21 protein-coding genes and 1 CRISPR repeat array (1 of these 22 only partly in view) are annotated in these 15,893 nt (G+C 39.9%); of the genes, 13 read left to right on the top strand and 8 right to left on the bottom strand.

Annotated features, from left to right (window positions below):
• Positions 1 to 249: direct repeats of the CRISPR family, unit length 32 nt; unit sequence GTCGCTCCTTATACAGGAGCGTGGATTGAAAT; it begins 6,283 nt to the left of the window's first position.
• Positions 250 to 460: 211 nt separating this feature from the next.
• From OLD84_RS04860 to OLD84_RS04870, 3 genes are all read left to right on the top strand, one after another.
• On the top strand, positions 461 to 622 hold the full coding sequence (locus OLD84_RS04860) for a helix-turn-helix domain-containing protein (protein ID WP_209463603.1): 162 nt from the start codon (positions 461 to 463) through the stop codon (positions 620 to 622).
• A 174-nt stretch (positions 623 to 796) separates the two neighbouring features.
• Entirely contained in the window at positions 797 to 1,282 is a 486-nt protein-coding gene (locus OLD84_RS04865; protein ID WP_209463602.1) for an AI-2E family transporter, read from the top strand.
• 222 nt (positions 1,283 to 1,504) lie between these two features.
• Positions 1,505 to 1,702 carry a hypothetical protein gene (locus tag OLD84_RS04870; RefSeq protein ID WP_245301605.1) on the top strand — a complete coding sequence of 66 codons (198 nt, stop codon included), beginning with the start codon at positions 1,505 to 1,507 and terminating at the stop codon, positions 1,700 to 1,702.
• Positions 1,703 to 1,853: 151 nt separating this feature from the next.
• Here the strand turns inward: OLD84_RS04870 and OLD84_RS04875 are convergent, their stop codons facing one another.
• Positions 1,854 to 2,588, bottom strand: a complete 735-nt coding sequence (locus OLD84_RS04875; RefSeq protein ID WP_245301604.1) for a YqjF family protein — start codon at positions 2,586 to 2,588, stop codon at positions 1,854 to 1,856.
• 245 nt (positions 2,589 to 2,833) lie between these two features.
• Between OLD84_RS04875 and OLD84_RS04880 the strand changes: the two genes are divergently transcribed.
• On the top strand, positions 2,834 to 3,019 hold the full coding sequence (locus OLD84_RS04880; RefSeq protein WP_209463601.1) for a hypothetical protein: 186 nt from the start codon (positions 2,834 to 2,836) through the stop codon (positions 3,017 to 3,019).
• Entirely contained in the window at positions 3,016 to 4,407 is a 1,392-nt protein-coding gene (locus tag OLD84_RS04885) for an amidase (protein WP_209463600.1), read from the top strand. The genes OLD84_RS04880 and OLD84_RS04885 overlap by 4 nt, the downstream gene beginning before the upstream one ends.
• Positions 4,408 to 4,434: 27 nt before the next feature.
• Here OLD84_RS04885 and OLD84_RS04890 read toward each other — a convergent pair whose 3' ends face one another.
• A complete protein-coding gene (locus OLD84_RS04890; protein ID WP_209463599.1) occupies positions 4,435 to 4,596 on the bottom strand; it encodes a hypothetical protein in 162 nt (53 codons plus the stop codon).
• 392 nt (positions 4,597 to 4,988) lie between these two features.
• Between OLD84_RS04890 and OLD84_RS04895 the strand changes: the two genes are divergently transcribed.
• The 3 genes from OLD84_RS04895 to OLD84_RS04905 all read left to right on the top strand — a co-directional run bounded on the left by OLD84_RS04895 (position 4,989) and on the right by OLD84_RS04905 (position 7,537).
• The gene (locus tag OLD84_RS04895; RefSeq protein ID WP_209463598.1) at positions 4,989 to 6,455 is read left to right on the top strand and encodes a spore germination protein; all 1,467 of its coding nucleotides are present in this window, start codon (positions 4,989 to 4,991) and stop codon (positions 6,453 to 6,455) included.
• Between the two features lie 311 nt (positions 6,456 to 6,766).
• Complete coding sequence (locus tag OLD84_RS04900; protein WP_209463597.1) at positions 6,767 to 7,186, top strand: fluoride efflux transporter FluC; 420 nt, start codon at positions 6,767 to 6,769, stop codon at positions 7,184 to 7,186.
• A gap of 36 nt (positions 7,187 to 7,222) precedes the next feature.
• Entirely contained in the window at positions 7,223 to 7,537 is a 315-nt protein-coding gene (locus OLD84_RS04905) for a fluoride efflux transporter FluC (protein WP_209463596.1), read from the top strand.
• A gap of 101 nt (positions 7,538 to 7,638) precedes the next feature.
• Here the strand turns inward: OLD84_RS04905 and OLD84_RS04910 are convergent, their stop codons facing one another.
• Both OLD84_RS04910 and OLD84_RS04915 read right to left on the bottom strand, forming a co-directional pair.
• A complete protein-coding gene (locus tag OLD84_RS04910; protein WP_209463595.1) occupies positions 7,639 to 8,175 on the bottom strand; it encodes a DUF6944 family repetitive protein in 537 nt (178 codons plus the stop codon).
• Positions 8,176 to 8,275: 100 nt separating this feature from the next.
• Positions 8,276 to 9,220, bottom strand: a complete 945-nt coding sequence (locus tag OLD84_RS04915) for a DMT family transporter (protein ID WP_209463594.1) — start codon at positions 9,218 to 9,220, stop codon at positions 8,276 to 8,278.
• 234 nt (positions 9,221 to 9,454) lie between these two features.
• Between OLD84_RS04915 and OLD84_RS04920 the strand changes: the two genes are divergently transcribed.
• The 5 genes from OLD84_RS04920 (at position 9,455) to OLD84_RS04940 (ending at position 11,658) form a co-directional block, all read left to right on the top strand.
• Complete coding sequence (locus tag OLD84_RS04920; protein WP_209463593.1) at positions 9,455 to 9,715, top strand: metal-sensitive transcriptional regulator; 261 nt, start codon at positions 9,455 to 9,457, stop codon at positions 9,713 to 9,715.
• Positions 9,716 to 9,866: 151 nt separating this feature from the next.
• Positions 9,867 to 10,529 carry a hypothetical protein gene (locus tag OLD84_RS04925; protein ID WP_209463592.1) on the top strand — a complete coding sequence of 221 codons (663 nt, stop codon included), beginning with the start codon at positions 9,867 to 9,869 and terminating at the stop codon, positions 10,527 to 10,529.
• A gap of 58 nt (positions 10,530 to 10,587) precedes the next feature.
• Positions 10,588 to 11,130: a redoxin domain-containing protein gene (locus tag OLD84_RS04930; RefSeq protein WP_209463591.1), complete on the top strand. Its 543-nt coding sequence runs from the start codon at positions 10,588 to 10,590 to the stop codon at positions 11,128 to 11,130.
• A gap of 81 nt (positions 11,131 to 11,211) precedes the next feature.
• Complete coding sequence (locus OLD84_RS04935) at positions 11,212 to 11,397, top strand: hypothetical protein (protein ID WP_209463590.1); 186 nt, start codon at positions 11,212 to 11,214, stop codon at positions 11,395 to 11,397.
• 12 nt (positions 11,398 to 11,409) lie between these two features.
• On the top strand, positions 11,410 to 11,658 hold the full coding sequence (locus tag OLD84_RS04940; protein WP_209463589.1) for a spore coat protein: 249 nt from the start codon (positions 11,410 to 11,412) through the stop codon (positions 11,656 to 11,658).
• Positions 11,659 to 11,706: 48 nt separating this feature from the next.
• On the opposite strand, the gene OLD84_RS04945 is transcribed toward OLD84_RS04940, so the two are convergent.
• From OLD84_RS04945 to OLD84_RS04960, 4 genes are all read right to left on the bottom strand, one after another.
• Positions 11,707 to 12,477: an ABC transporter permease gene (locus OLD84_RS04945; RefSeq protein ID WP_209463588.1), complete on the bottom strand. Its 771-nt coding sequence runs from the start codon at positions 12,475 to 12,477 to the stop codon at positions 11,707 to 11,709.
• Positions 12,474 to 13,205 (bottom strand): ABC transporter ATP-binding protein, encoded by a 732-nt coding sequence (locus OLD84_RS04950; protein ID WP_209463587.1) that lies wholly within the window; start codon positions 13,203 to 13,205, stop codon positions 12,474 to 12,476. Before OLD84_RS04950 ends, OLD84_RS04945 begins: the two co-directional genes overlap by 4 nt.
• Positions 13,206 to 13,478: 273 nt before the next feature.
• Positions 13,479 to 14,402: an oligopeptide ABC transporter permease gene (gene opp4C / locus OLD84_RS04955; protein ID WP_209463586.1), complete on the bottom strand. Its 924-nt coding sequence runs from the start codon at positions 14,400 to 14,402 to the stop codon at positions 13,479 to 13,481.
• 12 nt (positions 14,403 to 14,414) lie between these two features.
• Positions 14,415 to 15,383 (bottom strand): ABC transporter permease, encoded by a 969-nt coding sequence (locus OLD84_RS04960; RefSeq protein WP_209463585.1) that lies wholly within the window; start codon positions 15,381 to 15,383, stop codon positions 14,415 to 14,417.
• Between the last annotated feature and the right edge of the window lie 510 nt (positions 15,384 to 15,893).

Raw genomic sequence — 15,893 nt, forward strand, 5'->3', positions numbered from 1 at the left:
TTCATCGTTTACATTTTCGTCGCTCCTTATACAGGAGCGTGGATTGAAATAATGTTCCAACGATTCAACGCTTCCATGGCATTGTGTCGCTCCTTATACAGGAGCGTGGATTGAAATTTTAATAACGATATCCAACTCCAGAAGAAACTAGAGTCGCTCCTTATACAGGAGCGTGGATTGAAATCATATCATGATGAACTTTGCTGAATGACTTCAAGTCGCTCCTTATACAGGATCGTGGATTGAAATGAATGTGGAAAGGGTATTGTTATGGAAGATATGAGTCGCTCCTTATATAGGAACGAGGACTATGTCAAGAGATAAATAAGGCACTATTATTAAGGTATTATTGGGTTCATTGTAAAATCAAATGCAACAGTTAAATAAAATAGAAAGCCACCGTGAAATCGTGTAGTATTAATGTTGACCAAGACAAATAAACTCACGGGGGTAATTCACGATGGCTCAGAGTAATTCTAGCACAAAAAAACGAACTTTTACACATTTAACCGATACAGAGAGAGGCGAAATTGTTGCTTATAAAAAAATGGGACTTTCACTTAGAGAGATAGCCAAAGAAACAGGTCGCCATGTTAGCACGATTACACGAGAACTCAAATAAGGCTCCGTGCAACAAATTGATACGAATCGAAAGTCTTCGCCTATTATCCAGACGCAGGCGCTCGCGTTTATCAGAACAATCGTGAAAATTGTGGTGCCCACTCCACTGCGATGAAAGCCTGGGAGTTTATAGGTTACACGGAGGATAAAATCTTACAGGATAAATGGTCTCCGGATGCAGTTGTCGGGTACGCAAAAAGACAGAAGGAATTCACATATATTCCCTCGACAAAGACGTTATATAACGTCTTTGTCGAGGGAAAGTTATCTATTTATTATATGTTATTTAAGCTTATTATACATTGCTCCTGAAGCTGCTTTAATTTTGTCCCTTATTATTTGGGTAGTTGATATTATCCCGCTTTACATAGGGCCGGCACTTGTCTTAGTACCTTGGGCATTAGTAGCAATGATAATTGGGAATATGGCCATGGGAATCCAATTAATCGTGTTAACGATAGTTTTATTAGTTGCTCGACGAGTTATAGAACCAAAAGTATTAGGAGATTCGATTGGCTTAGCCGCCTTGCCGACAGTTCTATCCATGTATTTTGGATATGTATTTGGTGGAGTGATCGGGCTGATACTAGGCCCATTTGTATATATCGGTTTCCAAACAGCAAAAGAAGCAGGGCTATTTGAAATGACAGCTAAAAACTAGAATAACCCACTACAGGACAGTCCTTTACGAAGGACTGTCCTGTTTGTTGTTTGCTCACGGCCATTTGTCCCGCGTCCGCATTCACTTGTTCCGCGCTCCGGCCATTTGATCCCGCATTCCGCACTCGCTCCCTAAGAAGCATTATATTATTGGATTCATGGACTGAAATAATATAATAAACAAAATAGATATACTATAAATTGGGAAAGGAGCCTAAAACCGTTGGCTAAAAAAAGAAAATCTACTTGGGCAGAAGCCAAAAAACGCTGTCGCCTAAACCAAGTTGATATACAAATGGCAAAGGAGCTTGGCATGACGCCGAAAAGCTTACTGCAAAATATTCCTTCTCCTACCCAGCAATGGAAAGCGCCAGTTAAAGTATGGGTTCGAGACTTGTACAAAAAAAGTTTGGTAGAGTAGTTGAGTGAAAAAATACATAGCATATAGTTGCCAGAAGAAGGAATTCGAGTATGATTGAGAGCCCCTAGGAAGGTATTAGGAAACATCAATTTGGATAAAACCATAAAAGTCACAAAGAGCTTCCTGAGCCTTAAGCTTATAGGAAGCTCTTTTAATTCACTTTTTTAATCGGCCAGAATAGAACACGCTTGGAAGAAGCGTAATGAAGGAGAGGTTTCTCATTCACGTTTTCCGGTAAAAAAGGAATCATGTCTTGTTTCATAATAGTAGCTTCAGCGTCATGAATTTTCCATTGACTATGATGAATATCCCCTCTAAATAGAGCCCCGCCTTTGTAGGACCATAAATAATACCTCTCGAGGAGCCAGTAAGTCAGGCTACCTTTTTCAGGGAAATAGGGTTCGGAAATCGGGTGGTAACTTCCTTTGAAAATAGCGTCTGAGCTCCCCCTGCGAGTCGTACTGTAATGACAGGTATCTGCTCTTTTCTTCATTTTCATTTTTGCATAAAAATAGGGTAATGTAGATATCCTTGCACCTAGAACAGCAAGAAGCTTATCGGCGTCCAAGCTGAAAAAGTAAACACCCTGTAACCCGTTCCGTCTCACATAGGTTCTTACGTTCAGTTCTAGAAATGAACGCAGAAAAGGGATTGGTGGCATTTTGCGAAGGCGCATATCACTTATTTTGAATGGAATAATCGTAATCCACGCTTCACCATCAAAGGTGTCTACTTCCAAATCCTCGGGAATTTGTTTCTTCATCACTTCCTTGGATACAGGTAAATGCATGAATAACAAATGATCCCACTTTTGCGTCATTACCCATGGTCCATGAGGCAAGGAATATTCACGATGTTTGGTGTTGTTTCGTATAGCTTTATACATTTTTATCTCCTGGCGATAGGGTTTTTAGTTTATATATTTTAGTATGATGAATGGCCGCAACTTTTATGCGGAATTCAGGTTTCTCATTATGGCTGGCTACTCTCTGAATTGTATTCACGATTCAACCGTTCATCGTTAACAAAAATTCGCAAAATAGGTATGATAAAAATTTCTATACTGTGTCTGCACTTTCCTTTAATCCTGTCATATGGTAATTACAAACGCCTAAAAAGGAGGAAAGTTAGATGGATTATGCAAGTTTTTTAAGACAAAGTTTATATTTACAAGGGCTTCCTATCTATGAGGCAGACCTTCCTTATATTCATCACATACTCTACACGATCAACGAGGCCGAAGCCCCTCTTAAAGCGTTTCCTGAATTAAACGTAGAAGTGCCGATTACGATCGTAGATAAGGAGTTGATGCTATGACGGAACTAGCCTTCTCAACCGCTACTGAGCTTGCGTCATTAATCGAATCGAGGAAATTATCACCCATAGAATTGACAAAAGAAATATTGAACCGCATGGACAAAATTGATCCAGCCATCAATGCATATATTACTCCCCTTCACGAATTAGCCCTCAACCAAGCAAAAGAGGCTGAAGATACCATCATGCGTGGTTTTTATAAAGGCCCCCTGCATGGAATTCCAATCGGTATTAAGGACAACTTTTATACAAAAGGTATACGAACTACGGTTGGCTCAAAACTTTTTGCTGATTTCATCCCTGATAAAAATGCTACAACAGTAGAAAAACTGTTAGGAGCAGGGGGAATTATGTTAGGAAAACAAAATATGCATGAGCTTGCTGCCGGGTCAACAGGTACCAATCCATTCTTTGGTGACACACGGAATCCATGGGACATTCAATACATGCCCGGAGGCTCAAGTGGTGGTGGCACCGCTTCTTTAGCAGCTGGGCTAGGCCCCCTTGCAACAGGAACAGATACATTTGGCTCTATTCGCTTACCTGCTGCCATGTGTGGTGTATACGGGTTAAAGCCGACTTATGGGCTTGTTAGCACCCATGGAATTTTCCCTTCAGCAATGTCATTAGATACTGCGGGACCAATGGCACGCACGGTTTCCGATTTGGCTTTGATGCTTCATTATATGGCAGGTTATGATTCAAATGACCCTACAAGTCTTCATGTAGCTATACCTAATTACAATGAAGATTTAACTAAAGAAATTAGAGGAATGAAAATTGGTATTCCTACTTATTATTTCGAGGGATTAGATCCAGATGTAGAAAATCTCTTTAAGCATGCGATAGAAACACTTCAACATTTAGGTGCTGAAATAAGAGAAATCGTGATACCTGAATTATCCATGTCGACGTTTTCAGGTTATACTATTGTCACTGGAGAAGCGTCTAATACCCATCATGAATGGCTGCAGAATTATTCAGAGGATTATTCCCCCGACATTCGTACTTTCTTTTTAGCTGGTTCATTAACAGATACACCCCAATACGTCAGAGCTCAACAAGCCCGTAGAAAGATGGTTGAAGCTTTTGATAAAGCCTTTGAGCATGTCGATATAATGCTCGGACCGACTATCCCTATTACAACCCCAGCGTTCGCCGAGAATTGGGTCGACCAAAATTTAGAAGTAATAAGACAGATTATTCCATTTACCTCCCCTATAAATTTAACGGGTGTTCCTAGTTTATCCGTACCAATGGGATTAGACCGAAGCGGACTTCCTGTTGGCATGCAATTCATTGGAAATCACCTATTCGAGAAACGGTTATTGCAGGTTGGGAATGCGTGGGAGCGTGTTAATCCATTGTCTTTTAGTTTAGAAAAATAACCGAGTGAGGGCATAATGCGTGCAGGGTTATGTCCTTGATTTAGTATGGTTGTGGAAAAAAATTTGCTTCGACGATGACCTCGGATTTAACCCTTGATTAGTCGTCAGTTTTTTTCCTTTATCGTCGACTCGAAATAGCTCCAATTGTTCATCTTTGCTACTTTCATTATTTTTACGCTCATCGCTCATGTTAATATCTCCCATTCACTATATATTCTTGAGATTGTGTATAAAGACTGATAATAAAGAAAGATAAAGATAACAACAACTTTTAATTTTTAAAAAACCAATGCTTAACCGTATGCAGAATAATTTCGTATATATTGATTAAGATAATCACGTTTAAATAAATGTTAGAAGTACATAATAATGGAATATGAAAGATGCTGTTGTGGTGGTTGATTTGTTGTAGAAAAAGGCATTGAAATTATCATCCCACCTATTCCACTCCATTATTAGCTCGTACATATACTCCGGATAAATAAATCGTTGAACAATTAGAGAACTTGGCACTTAGCAAGTTAGCCAGTGAGCAGTAAGAGTTTTTATATTTTCTTATCTGCCAAGAAAGGAGTAATTAAATGGGTAAAGAGGGCACACAGGTCCCTATTTCAAAAAAATTCGAGAAGAATATAGAATACTTACAAAAAGAACTGCGAATCGAAAAGAACTTTGATGTCGTTCATCAAAAACTGGATCATGGCGGCCGTAAGATTGGTATGTTTTTCGTGGATGGGTTTGCTGATGATGTATCCCTAATTGAAGTTTTAAAAAGCCTTAACCTGTTAAAAGATAATGAATTAGACAACAATCCGATTGAAACGTTGACACAAACGATTATGCCTCATCAAGAAATCGAAACATCTGAGGATTTAGAAGAAGTGATAGGTCAACTCTTAGCAGGTCATATTGCTTTTATTGTGGAAGGTTCAACAACAGCCATTTTAGTGGATGCGAGGGAGTACCCCGCACGTTCACCAGAGGAACCCGATTTGGAAAGGGTTGTCCGTGGTCCGCGTGATGGATTTGTAGAGACATTGGTTTTTAATGCTGCTTTAATTAGAAGACGGATTCGGGATCGTTCATTAATTATGGAATACCTCCAAGTTGGACAACGATCTAAAACAGATATTGCACTTGCGTATATAGATAGTATAGCCGACCAGGAATTAGTAGAGCGGATTAGAGAGCGAATTGAAGTAATTAATACGGATGGACTGTCAATGGGGGAGAAAACACTTGAGGAGTTTATTTTCGGTAAAAATTTAAATCCTTATCCAATGATTCGTTACACGGAGCGAGGGGATACCTCAGGTGTACACTTGATGGAGGGACACATTCTCATTGTTGTCGATGGGTCACCGAGTGTAATGATTTGTCCGACCACCTATTGGCATCATTTGGAGCATGCAGAAGAATACAGGCAAAAGCCAGTCATAGGTGCCGCCTTACGTTGGATACGATTTATGGCTGTGTTTGCCTCATTATTTTTACTTCCCTTATGGTATCTAGCGGCTACCAATCCTTCTATCTTAGATGGACGTTGGGCTTTCGTAGGCCCAGATGAAATTGGAGAGATATCACTTTTCTGGCAAATTTTTATTGCTGAAATAGGTGTGGAAATGCTACGTATGTCTGCCATACATACCCCTAATGCATTGGCTACAGCACTTGGTGTCGTGGCCGCGATATTAATCGGTGATATTGCAGTTGAAGCTGGTCTGTTTTCGGTTGAAGTCGTGCTTTATTTGGCAGCAGCCGTTGTTGGAAGCTACGCAACGCCCAGCTATGAATTAGCTTTAGCTAACCGTTTTTTCAGGGTAGCCTTTCTCATTATAGCTGCGATATTTGGCGTATATGGATTTGTGCTTGCTGTCACGTTGTGGCTTATATTACTTGTTTCAACAAAAACGTTAAATACACCATTTATGTGGCCGCTCCTTCCGTTTAGCCCTAAAGAGTTTTTAGAAGTGCTAGTCCGATCACCAATTCCATTGAAAGACAGACGACCTAGTGTTTTAAACACAAAGGATGAGACAAGTCAGTAATACTGCGGTGAAGATATCCCTGTACAAGGTCACTCTTTCCCTCTACCATTAGGGAAGGAGTGACCTTTCTATGTCGATTTTACGTATATACATTCAGGTAATGCATTTTCTTTTTAGTCGTTCTCTTTTGTTTTCTCCTGATTAACTACAATAGGAAAAGCTTACGAACAAAGAAAAAAAGTTGAGTGAAGGACATGCGGTTTGGCAGATAGGAAACCACCATGGATCGCCTTGATCGAGCTGCCATCTATCATGAAAATGGATTCTCCAAGATTTCTAAACTATGGATTCAATAAAGGGGGGGGGACGTTTTGAAAGATTCAATCAGTCATATAGTAGCTATCGGTATAGGCGGGGCCTTGGGAACATTGTCTAGGCACCTGATCAATTACTACACGCTCTTTACGGCCTATCCTATTGGAACTGTAATAGAAAACATTGTAGGTACTTTCTTATTAGGCGGATTAACTGGTTGGTTTATTTATCGAAATGTAAGACCTTGGTTAAAAGCGGGAATGGGTGTTGGATTCTGCGGAGGATTCACAACGATGTCGACACTTGCAGCTGATACGATTTTTTTAACGCAAACGAACAGTATATTCGCCCCTTTTATTTATGTGGTTTCATCCCTATTTGGAGGAATTATTTTTGCTTTTTTCGGGTATTTCCTTGGTTCGAAATTAAGTAAACGGACTTCTCAGCAGAAATCATTAAAATCCTTTGACGTATAAATAACAACTAAATTAATAAAGAAGGGGCGAGCGTATATGAATATCCTTCTGTTATCAATGAGTGGTGGTTTGGGAGCCATTTGCCGTTATTTACTGGGGCTGGCGATAATGAAAAAGAATCCTTATCCTGAAATTCCCATCGCCATGCTCACCGTGAATGTTATCGGTTCTTTTGGATTGGGTGTTTTTTTTGGTGCGTTCACGACTTTTTCCACCTTTAGCATGGAAGCCGTGGAACTATTACGAGAGAAGAAATATAGAAAAGCACTGATTTATATATCCATTTCATTGATCGGAAGTGTCATCACATTTTCTATCGGTTATTTGATAGGTATTTGGATGGCTGGTTGACACAAGTGCAATAAATAAATGCTGCTCTTTATTAGGGAAGCTTTCTCGGGCGATTCAACAAATACAACAAAGATCCTAAATATATAGAAGATTAATCCTTATTAACTGTATTTAGTTGCACCTATGGCGGTAATGGTCGCACCAATCGCCTGAATCCAAGACCCGATCGTGTTGACCAGCTGACCTCCGATACCTCTAAGTTCTTTTATGCTTGCTATTGATTGCATGGAATTTCCAATGATTTCAAGTAGACTTCCATAGATGTTATAAAAATTTTCTTCTGTAGGTGTTTCATTTAACGTATCTGCTAAGGAAATGCTACCACCAACTGCTTGAAGAAGATCTCCTTTACTATTCAACGCTAATTGGGCTTCTTCGCTAACGTCAATTAAAAAAGCTGCAACATTTGTTAAATTACCTGTCGCTTCCATTTGATTTCCAAACTTATCCAATGAGGGATGTACTTGAGTATCAGCAATCAAAGCTGAACCAGAAGCTTGTAAAACATTCCCCCATGTATTCAGATGGGTGAGGAAGTCTGGATCAATTGACTTAGAAGGGGTGTCTGCTACTGCGGAAATTGTTGTACCAATGGCTATCGTCCAGGCTCCAAAAATAGCTATAGATTGATCGTCCAATTTGTACACCACCAAAATGTTAATTACATACGCCATCTTATTCAAAAAAGCATCATTGGTTTCCTTAATATGAAATAAAAGTGAAGGAAGCAGATGGCGTTCACTCTGCTTCCTTCAAAAACTTTTTCCTATTATTCTTTTGTTTTCTCTGAATAATAAATGCTTCTAATCCGCCGGAACCAAGGATGACACCAGAGACGATAAGAATAAGTCCTATCACGTGTGCCAGGATAATCGATTCATTAAGAAAAATAGCAGCACCAATAATGGAGAAAAAGGTGGTCAAGTTAAGAAAGATAGACGTTTCTGCCGGACCTACTTGCCCAATAGCATGATTATAAACCATATGTCCGACACCGGTTGCCAGTACTGCCGAGAAGAAAAAGGCACCCCATACTGAACCTGAAACCGATGCATCCGTAATGGAGGCTAAACCGCCTGGCTCTCTCCATAGACTAATGATAAAAAGGAAAAATGAGCCGATCAGTAGCATATAACCTGTAAGCAGCCGTGGATCCATTGTTTCGGAAGCCCGCTTGATTAAGATAAAACTGAGAGCTTGTGAAATGATAGAAAGTAAAATATATACATCACCTAGATTAATCGAATGAAATCCACCACTTCCAGCTAGTACAGTAAAACTAATGCCTAATCCACCAAATAGGAAGCCTATTATTTGGATAAATGTCGGTTTCTTTTTTAAAAAGATCATAGAGAATATCACAGTTAGAAGCGGCCCCATGCCTAAAATCAACCCTGTGTTTGTAGCTGATGTTTTTGTAAGTCCACTAGCTAAGAAAATATGATGGAAAACAACGCTTAAAAATGCCCCGCCAATGATGTAACCCCATTCCGATTTTTTCGGTAATCGTACGATTCCTGCTATGATAAGAAAAAGAATTGCAGTCAAGCCAGCTACGAAAATCCGAAATGAAGTAATGGTTATAGGCATAAAATTTTCAACGAGGACCTTAACCGCAGAAACATTCATACCCCAAGTAAACATGACGAGTATGATAATTATGTATATTTTATTGATTTTCAAAGAATGATTCACCGCCTATATCTATTAGGTTATCATATTTGGATGTGTGCGTATAGAGAACCTCTTTTCGAAAATGTATGGAACGGATGATTGACCCAGTAAGGTACTTTGGCTCGAATTTGGGTAATTGACTAATATACCTATACGGGTATAATGTTAGCTATATAGTTGTAAAAAATCACACGGGCTCATTCGTCGCGTGGGTTAATCGAGAAAAAGAGAAGGAGAGATTTTGTGGAATATGATGAAAAAGTAATGAATCGAATGAAGCGTGCTGAAGGGCAAGTTAAAGGTGTATTAAAGATGATGGAAGAAGGCAAGGATTGTAAAGATGTAATTAGCCAGTTGTCCGCTGCAAAAAATGCATTGGATCGAACGTCGGCAGTAATTGTCAGCAAGAATTTAGAACAAGCTGTCCGTGAAGACCAAGAAAATGGAGGCAATACGGAGGATATCATTAATGAAGCCGTCCAATTGCTTGTCAAAAGTCGATAGCGTGAATCAGCGTAGAAAGAATCCTTTGAACGGAAAGATGAACAATAAATTGCCTAATCTTTAAACATTTGCTAGAACGATAGAGGAGAGCAAATTATTCTAGGCTTATCATGGAAATAAACATAAGCTAAACAGAAGGAGTTATGACGTTATGTCATCAGGTTGGATGATCGGACCACTTGTCATTAAAAGCTCTCTTGTAGCTTTAATCGGCAGTTTTTTAGCAGGATTTATTTTATTGTGGTTGCTAAGCCCGTTTTCAAAAATAGAAACAAAAAAGCTTATCGATGAAGTCGGGTCACTTCTGCTAACGTTTATCATTTCATTGTGGATTGGAAAAATACTGGTTAACTTTTCAACGTTTCTGAGTGATCCACTTGCTGTATTAGCCTACCCAAGTGATTCAAGCGCATTTTATATTGGTTTTTTATTGACGATTATTTATAGTACTTTCAAGATAATCAAGGATTATTCGCATCTGCAGAAAATCCTTTTATCGTTTATGTATGTTTTTTTGTCTGCTTCATTTATCTATGAATTTATCCGAATTAATATTGGATCAGACGTACATAATTGGGATTACTTAGGGTTACTCGTCCTGCTTCTTGTAATCATCATAGTGCTTCAAGAAAGACTTACAACTTCAATGCTTACTTTCATAGCTATATTGGGCTGGAGTATAGGGCAATTAATACGAACGCTTTTTACAAATCCAACTGTTTTTCAATTTTCCTTAGATCCATGGTTTTGGATAGTATTAATTCTACTCAGTTTCGTGTTGCTTCTTTACCACAGCAGAAAGGTGAAAGGATGATTGGAGAAGCAGGTGATACGGGAAAGCAATTTAATTTAGAGCATGTAGGAGGTTATTTATGAAGAAAACGGTAATCTTAATCGTTCTTATTGGGATGTTTGGTTGGGCTATTTACGATCATCAATCGGATAATAGAACAAGTCCAACTGGTTTGGAGGATGAAACATCAGAGGAATCTATTGGGCTGGAAGAGGGAGATATTGCTCCTGACTTTGAACTTCAAAACATGAGTGGGGAGCGTGTACAACTATCAGATTATCGTGGGGAACGCGTTATGTTGAATTTCTGGGCTACATGGTGTCCGCCTTGCCGTGCGGAAATGCCCGATATGGAAGAGTTCCATAACCATACAGATATCGTTATCCTGGCGGTCAATTTGACGGAAACTGAGTCAAATATACAGCAAATAGAAGATTTTGTAGAAGCGTTTGACTTAACCTTTCCTATTTTACTAGATGAAGAAGCTGAAGTTGCTAGTACTTATGCCATTCAGCCTGTTCCAACTACCTTTATGATCGATTCCAATGGGATTATTAACGATAAATCACTGGGCCCATTAAATTATGAAATGATGGTACAGGAATATGAAGATATGCATTAGAATCGTTTTCCTTTTTTCTATCATGAATATATCCCATTTACATGGGAAAATTAAAATAGATGATGCAAAGGAGGTAGGGATGTGGCTAATTTAACAGAAGTAGAATTAGAAAATGTGCGGGGTATTGTTGGAGAGCATGGAATGATTGCTAATAAACTGGAAAGTTATGCACAATCAGCAATGGATGTAGAATTGAAAACCATATTGCAACAAGATGCACAGGCAGCAAGGCAAGCGCAACAGCAACTTTTACCTTTTTTAGGTTAGGGAGGAATTATAATGTTACAGGACAAAGATATGGTTAATGATTATCTAAATGGGTTAAATGCGAGTCTATCCAGCTATGCAGGCTATATTAGTGAAGCAAACAATATCGAACTCAGACAAACCCTGATTGAGTTAAGGGACCAGGATGAAATACGGCAACGTACGCTCTATGAATATGCCGTTCAAAAAGGGCATTATCAACCTGCAGCACCAGCTTCTGAAGCGGCTATTCAACAAGTGAAATCCCAGCTCAATCAATAACATACTTAAAGAGAGAAGAGGCTTACCAGTATGGTAAGCCTCTTCTTTTCATTTCTGCAGATCCTCCAGTTGTTCCTCCAAAAACTGCATACGCTGATTAAAGAGTGTTGGATAGGATAAAAATCCAAGCATGATACTTGTGACAACAGCGGTTGTTAAAAGGAGGAAAAGGATAAGCAATTGAAATAGGACCGCTTGAACCGGGTCTGCTCCTGCGATGATTTGCCCACTCATCATGCCCGGTAATTGAACAAGACCGATTGTTTTCTGACTTTCGATTGTTGGAATCGTACTTGCTTGAATGGACGTGATAAGCTGTTTATGTATGGCTTGTTTTGGTGTTCCACCGAGCGATAGGATAAGTTCCGTCTCACCTTGACGAGAATCCAGTTCGGATGTGAACCGATTTAGGAACAGGATCGACAGCACCATTGAATTTCCAATGACCATCCCACTAATTGGGATAATATATTGAGCCGTTGGTGGTGTAATCTGTAATCCAAGTAAGATACTTTGGGTCAATACTTCAACAAAAGTGAAAGTAGCCACGAGTTTCCATGTGATCCCTTTAATAGTGATTCCTTTTTTTCTTGCATTTTGTGTGGCGGCGCCAATCATCACTACGATCATTAATAACATGTAAATGATATGTTCAGCGTCAAATACGAATTGTAGAATATACCCAACAGCTAACAATTGAATAATGGAACGTATGGTAGCGATGATCGTGTCTCTTTCCAAGCCTAAATTAAATGTTTTCGATAAAAAAAGTGGGATGAGAACGAATATAAGTGTAATTAATAAAGTGAGAAAACTCATTCTACTTGCCCCCTTACAAAATGTTCGACTCTTTCATTTTGTGGAGCATTCAATAATTCACTTTTTCCAGTCTCTACAACTTCTCCATCCATCATAACCCACGTGTATTCTCCAATTGTTAATGCTTGCTGCAGGTTATGTGTAATCCATATAATGGTGGTTCCGTATTTCTGATTGATTTTTCGAATAAGCGATTCAATATCCTGCTGGGAAACACGATCCAGTGAAGACGTTATTTCATCAAGCAATAGAACCTCTGGCCGATTTACGAGTGTACGAGCAATAGACAGTTTTTGACGCTGTCCACCCGATAAATCTTTGGAATTTCGGTACAAAAAACCTTCGTCCAACCCTACCAGCCTTAAGAATTCTTTTGCATTTTCGTCAGGTAATTGTTTTCCTTGTAACGCTAAAGGCATGGCTAGGTTTTGCATCACACTACCGCTGATCATTGTTGCGTCCTGTAATGCAATTCCAACATGTCTGCGTAGCTCCACCGGTTCATAACTCTCGATATTGGTATCTTTTATATAAATTTCTCCTGCATCCGGCGATTTGAGTCCATTGCATAATTTAAATAAAGTCGTTTTACCAGCTCCGGAAGGGCCGACTAATGTTGTGATTTTGCCTTCTGGAAACGAGCCTGTTATGTCTTTTAAAATATGTACACCGCCAGCGGAATAATCCACTTGATTAAATTGAACGGCTGCCTGATAGCTTGTTGTCATTTATTTATACACTTCCTTCTAGTGAAAAAAAGCACATTATGTACTGGTGTTATGCTTCTTCGTACGTATCATCCACCTATAATACTATACAGTATGGACAACCTCAATCAAAGACAAAACTAGCGCCGAGTCAAATCGGGAGAGCCACGCCAAACCGGGAGAGAGCCCCACATACCACAAAAAAACAATAACCTGCTCACACCACCTAGCAGGTTATTGTTGTATCGCTGTTTAACGGGAAGCGAAAGTCCCGCTGAATGAATTTCACTTTACCTAGCGTGCTTTACTTTTAGGGTCAAAGGCATCGCGAAGCCCGTCGCCAATGAAATTTATGGATAAAACGGTAATTAAAATGGCAAGCCCTGGCGGAATCCACGCTTCTGGGTGTTCACGAAGAATTCGGATATTCTGTGCTTCTGAGATCATGTTCCCCCATGTTGGGGTTGGCTGTGGAATACCGAATCCGATAAAGCTTAGGCCTGATTCAATGATAATATAGGTCGCCATCATTAGGGTAGCATTAACAATAATCGGTCCGGCTGAATTTGGTATAAAGTGCTTAAATATAATGTGGAAATCGGTTGCGCCAATTGCACGTGCTCCAAGGACAAATTCTTGTTCTCGCAGTGATAAATAGGTTCCCCGAATAATTCGTGTTAAGTTTGGCCATGCCGTTACTGCAATGATGGTGATAAATATTGGTATTGTAACTTCATCTATGATAGCCATGATTGTCAGAACAAGTACGAGAAATGGTAGCATAAGCATAATATCTGCCCCGCGCATAATGACGCTGTCAACCTTGCCACCATAGTAACCAGCAAGAGATCCTAACACAACACCGATCGAAAGTGTGAAAAACATTGCACTAAAACCTACGATCAATGAAATACGGCCACCATATAACAATCTTGAAAAGTTATCTTGGCCTTGTCCGTTTGTCCCCAATATATGTTCATCACTCGGGCTATTTTCAATTAATAATAGATCTGTCCGCTCGGGATCCAGATCGGTAAATACTGGAGCAAGCACACAAACCGTGATGATGAACAGTAGGACGAACACACTTATGACGGCCAATTTATTTTTCCTAAACCGACGAAAAGCCAATTGAAATGGGCTTTTGCTTTTTTCTTGGTTCTCATTTGGCTCCATTTCTGATTGTGTGGAGAGTGGTTCTTGTGAATTCGGCTGCATATGATTTTCACCTCAATCGTATCGAATTCTTGGATCGATAATACTGTAAAAGATATCGGCCAGTAGATTACCTACAAGGATGAGTATTCCAAGTATCAAGGCAATTGCCATTACTACTGGAAAGTCACGATTTGTGACCGAACTTAAAAACAACGATCCAATACCAGGATATTGAAAGACCTGTTCCGTAATAACCGCACCGCTAATTAAAACCCCTACTTCAAATCCCATTAACGTAATAATTGGAATAAGCGCATTGCGGAGTGTGTGCTTATAGAGAACGTTACGATCCGTCATCCCTTTTGCTCTTGCTGTACGGATATAGTCACTACCAAGAACATCGAGTACTTCTGATCGCATGTAACGCATATAGGTTGCAGTGCCGGCCAAACCAAGTGTAACGCCAGGTAGTATTAGGTGGTGTATACGATCTTTAAATGCCTCAAAACCAGTGGCACCTGGACCTGAAAGTGTGCCTTGTGCCGGGAACCAACCTAAATGAATCGATAGAACATATATAGCAATTAATCCGAAGAAAAAATTGGGAATCGCAAGTCCGAGAAAGCCAAATCCTGTTGCCCCATAATCAAGCAGTGAATACGGTCTTCTTGCTGAATAAATACCAATTGGAATCCCAACCACAATTGTAATACCTAATGAAAAGATACCTAAATAAAGCGTGTTTGCAAATCGTGCCTCGATTAATTCAGCTACCGTGCGCCCGTTAAAAACCAATGAATCCCCAAAATCGCCTTGCGCAGCAGAACTGATCCAGCGCCAATATTGAACGGGTACAGGATCGTTTAAGCCTAATTCTTCTCGTTGTTGCTCGTACACTTCGGGATCGACATTGGGGTCAGAGAGTGATTGTCCAGTTAAAGCATCGCCTGGTGCTGCTAGCGCAAGTCCGAAGACAATAACGGTTAAGCAAAAAAGCATCGGAATAAAAACAAGTATACGGCGTATTATATATTTGTACATGAATCTCCCCCCGCTCTTATACTCGGTAAATTTTAAATTAAGGCTCTTTTCTAAAAGGTTGTTGTTTTTGGCAGATAGAAAAGTATAAAATTTTCCTACTGCTCACTGGCTAAGACCGTCACGTCCTGGGACTGCGCGTAAATGCTCGCCCCACCGAAAAGAATTGTGACAACGTCAGTACTAGCACGTCCTGTGCGTCGTAAGTGTAACTAAGGAAGGCGCCATTAAAGGCTTGCACTTCAAAGTATAAGGGGTTTCTAACACAGCAAAGCACGTTTTCTAAGAACCCCTTTAACGAATACCAAGTTTTCTAAACACAAGGTCTATAAAGTGCGACGCAGTGACAATTCTTTTGCAAACGCTGGTTGAGAGCAGGGATTCGCTACGGAAACACATTTCGCTTTCCGCGGGCGGCTGGTGAGCCTCCTCGTGCTACGCACTGTGGGGTCTCACCTATGCCTTCCTCCCGCAGGAGTCTTCATGTGTTTCCTCCGCTAGTATTACTGCTGC

Source organism: Virgibacillus natechei (assembly GCF_026013645.1).
Lineage (GTDB): Bacteria > Bacillota > Bacilli > Bacillales > Amphibacillaceae > Virgibacillus_L > Virgibacillus_L natechei.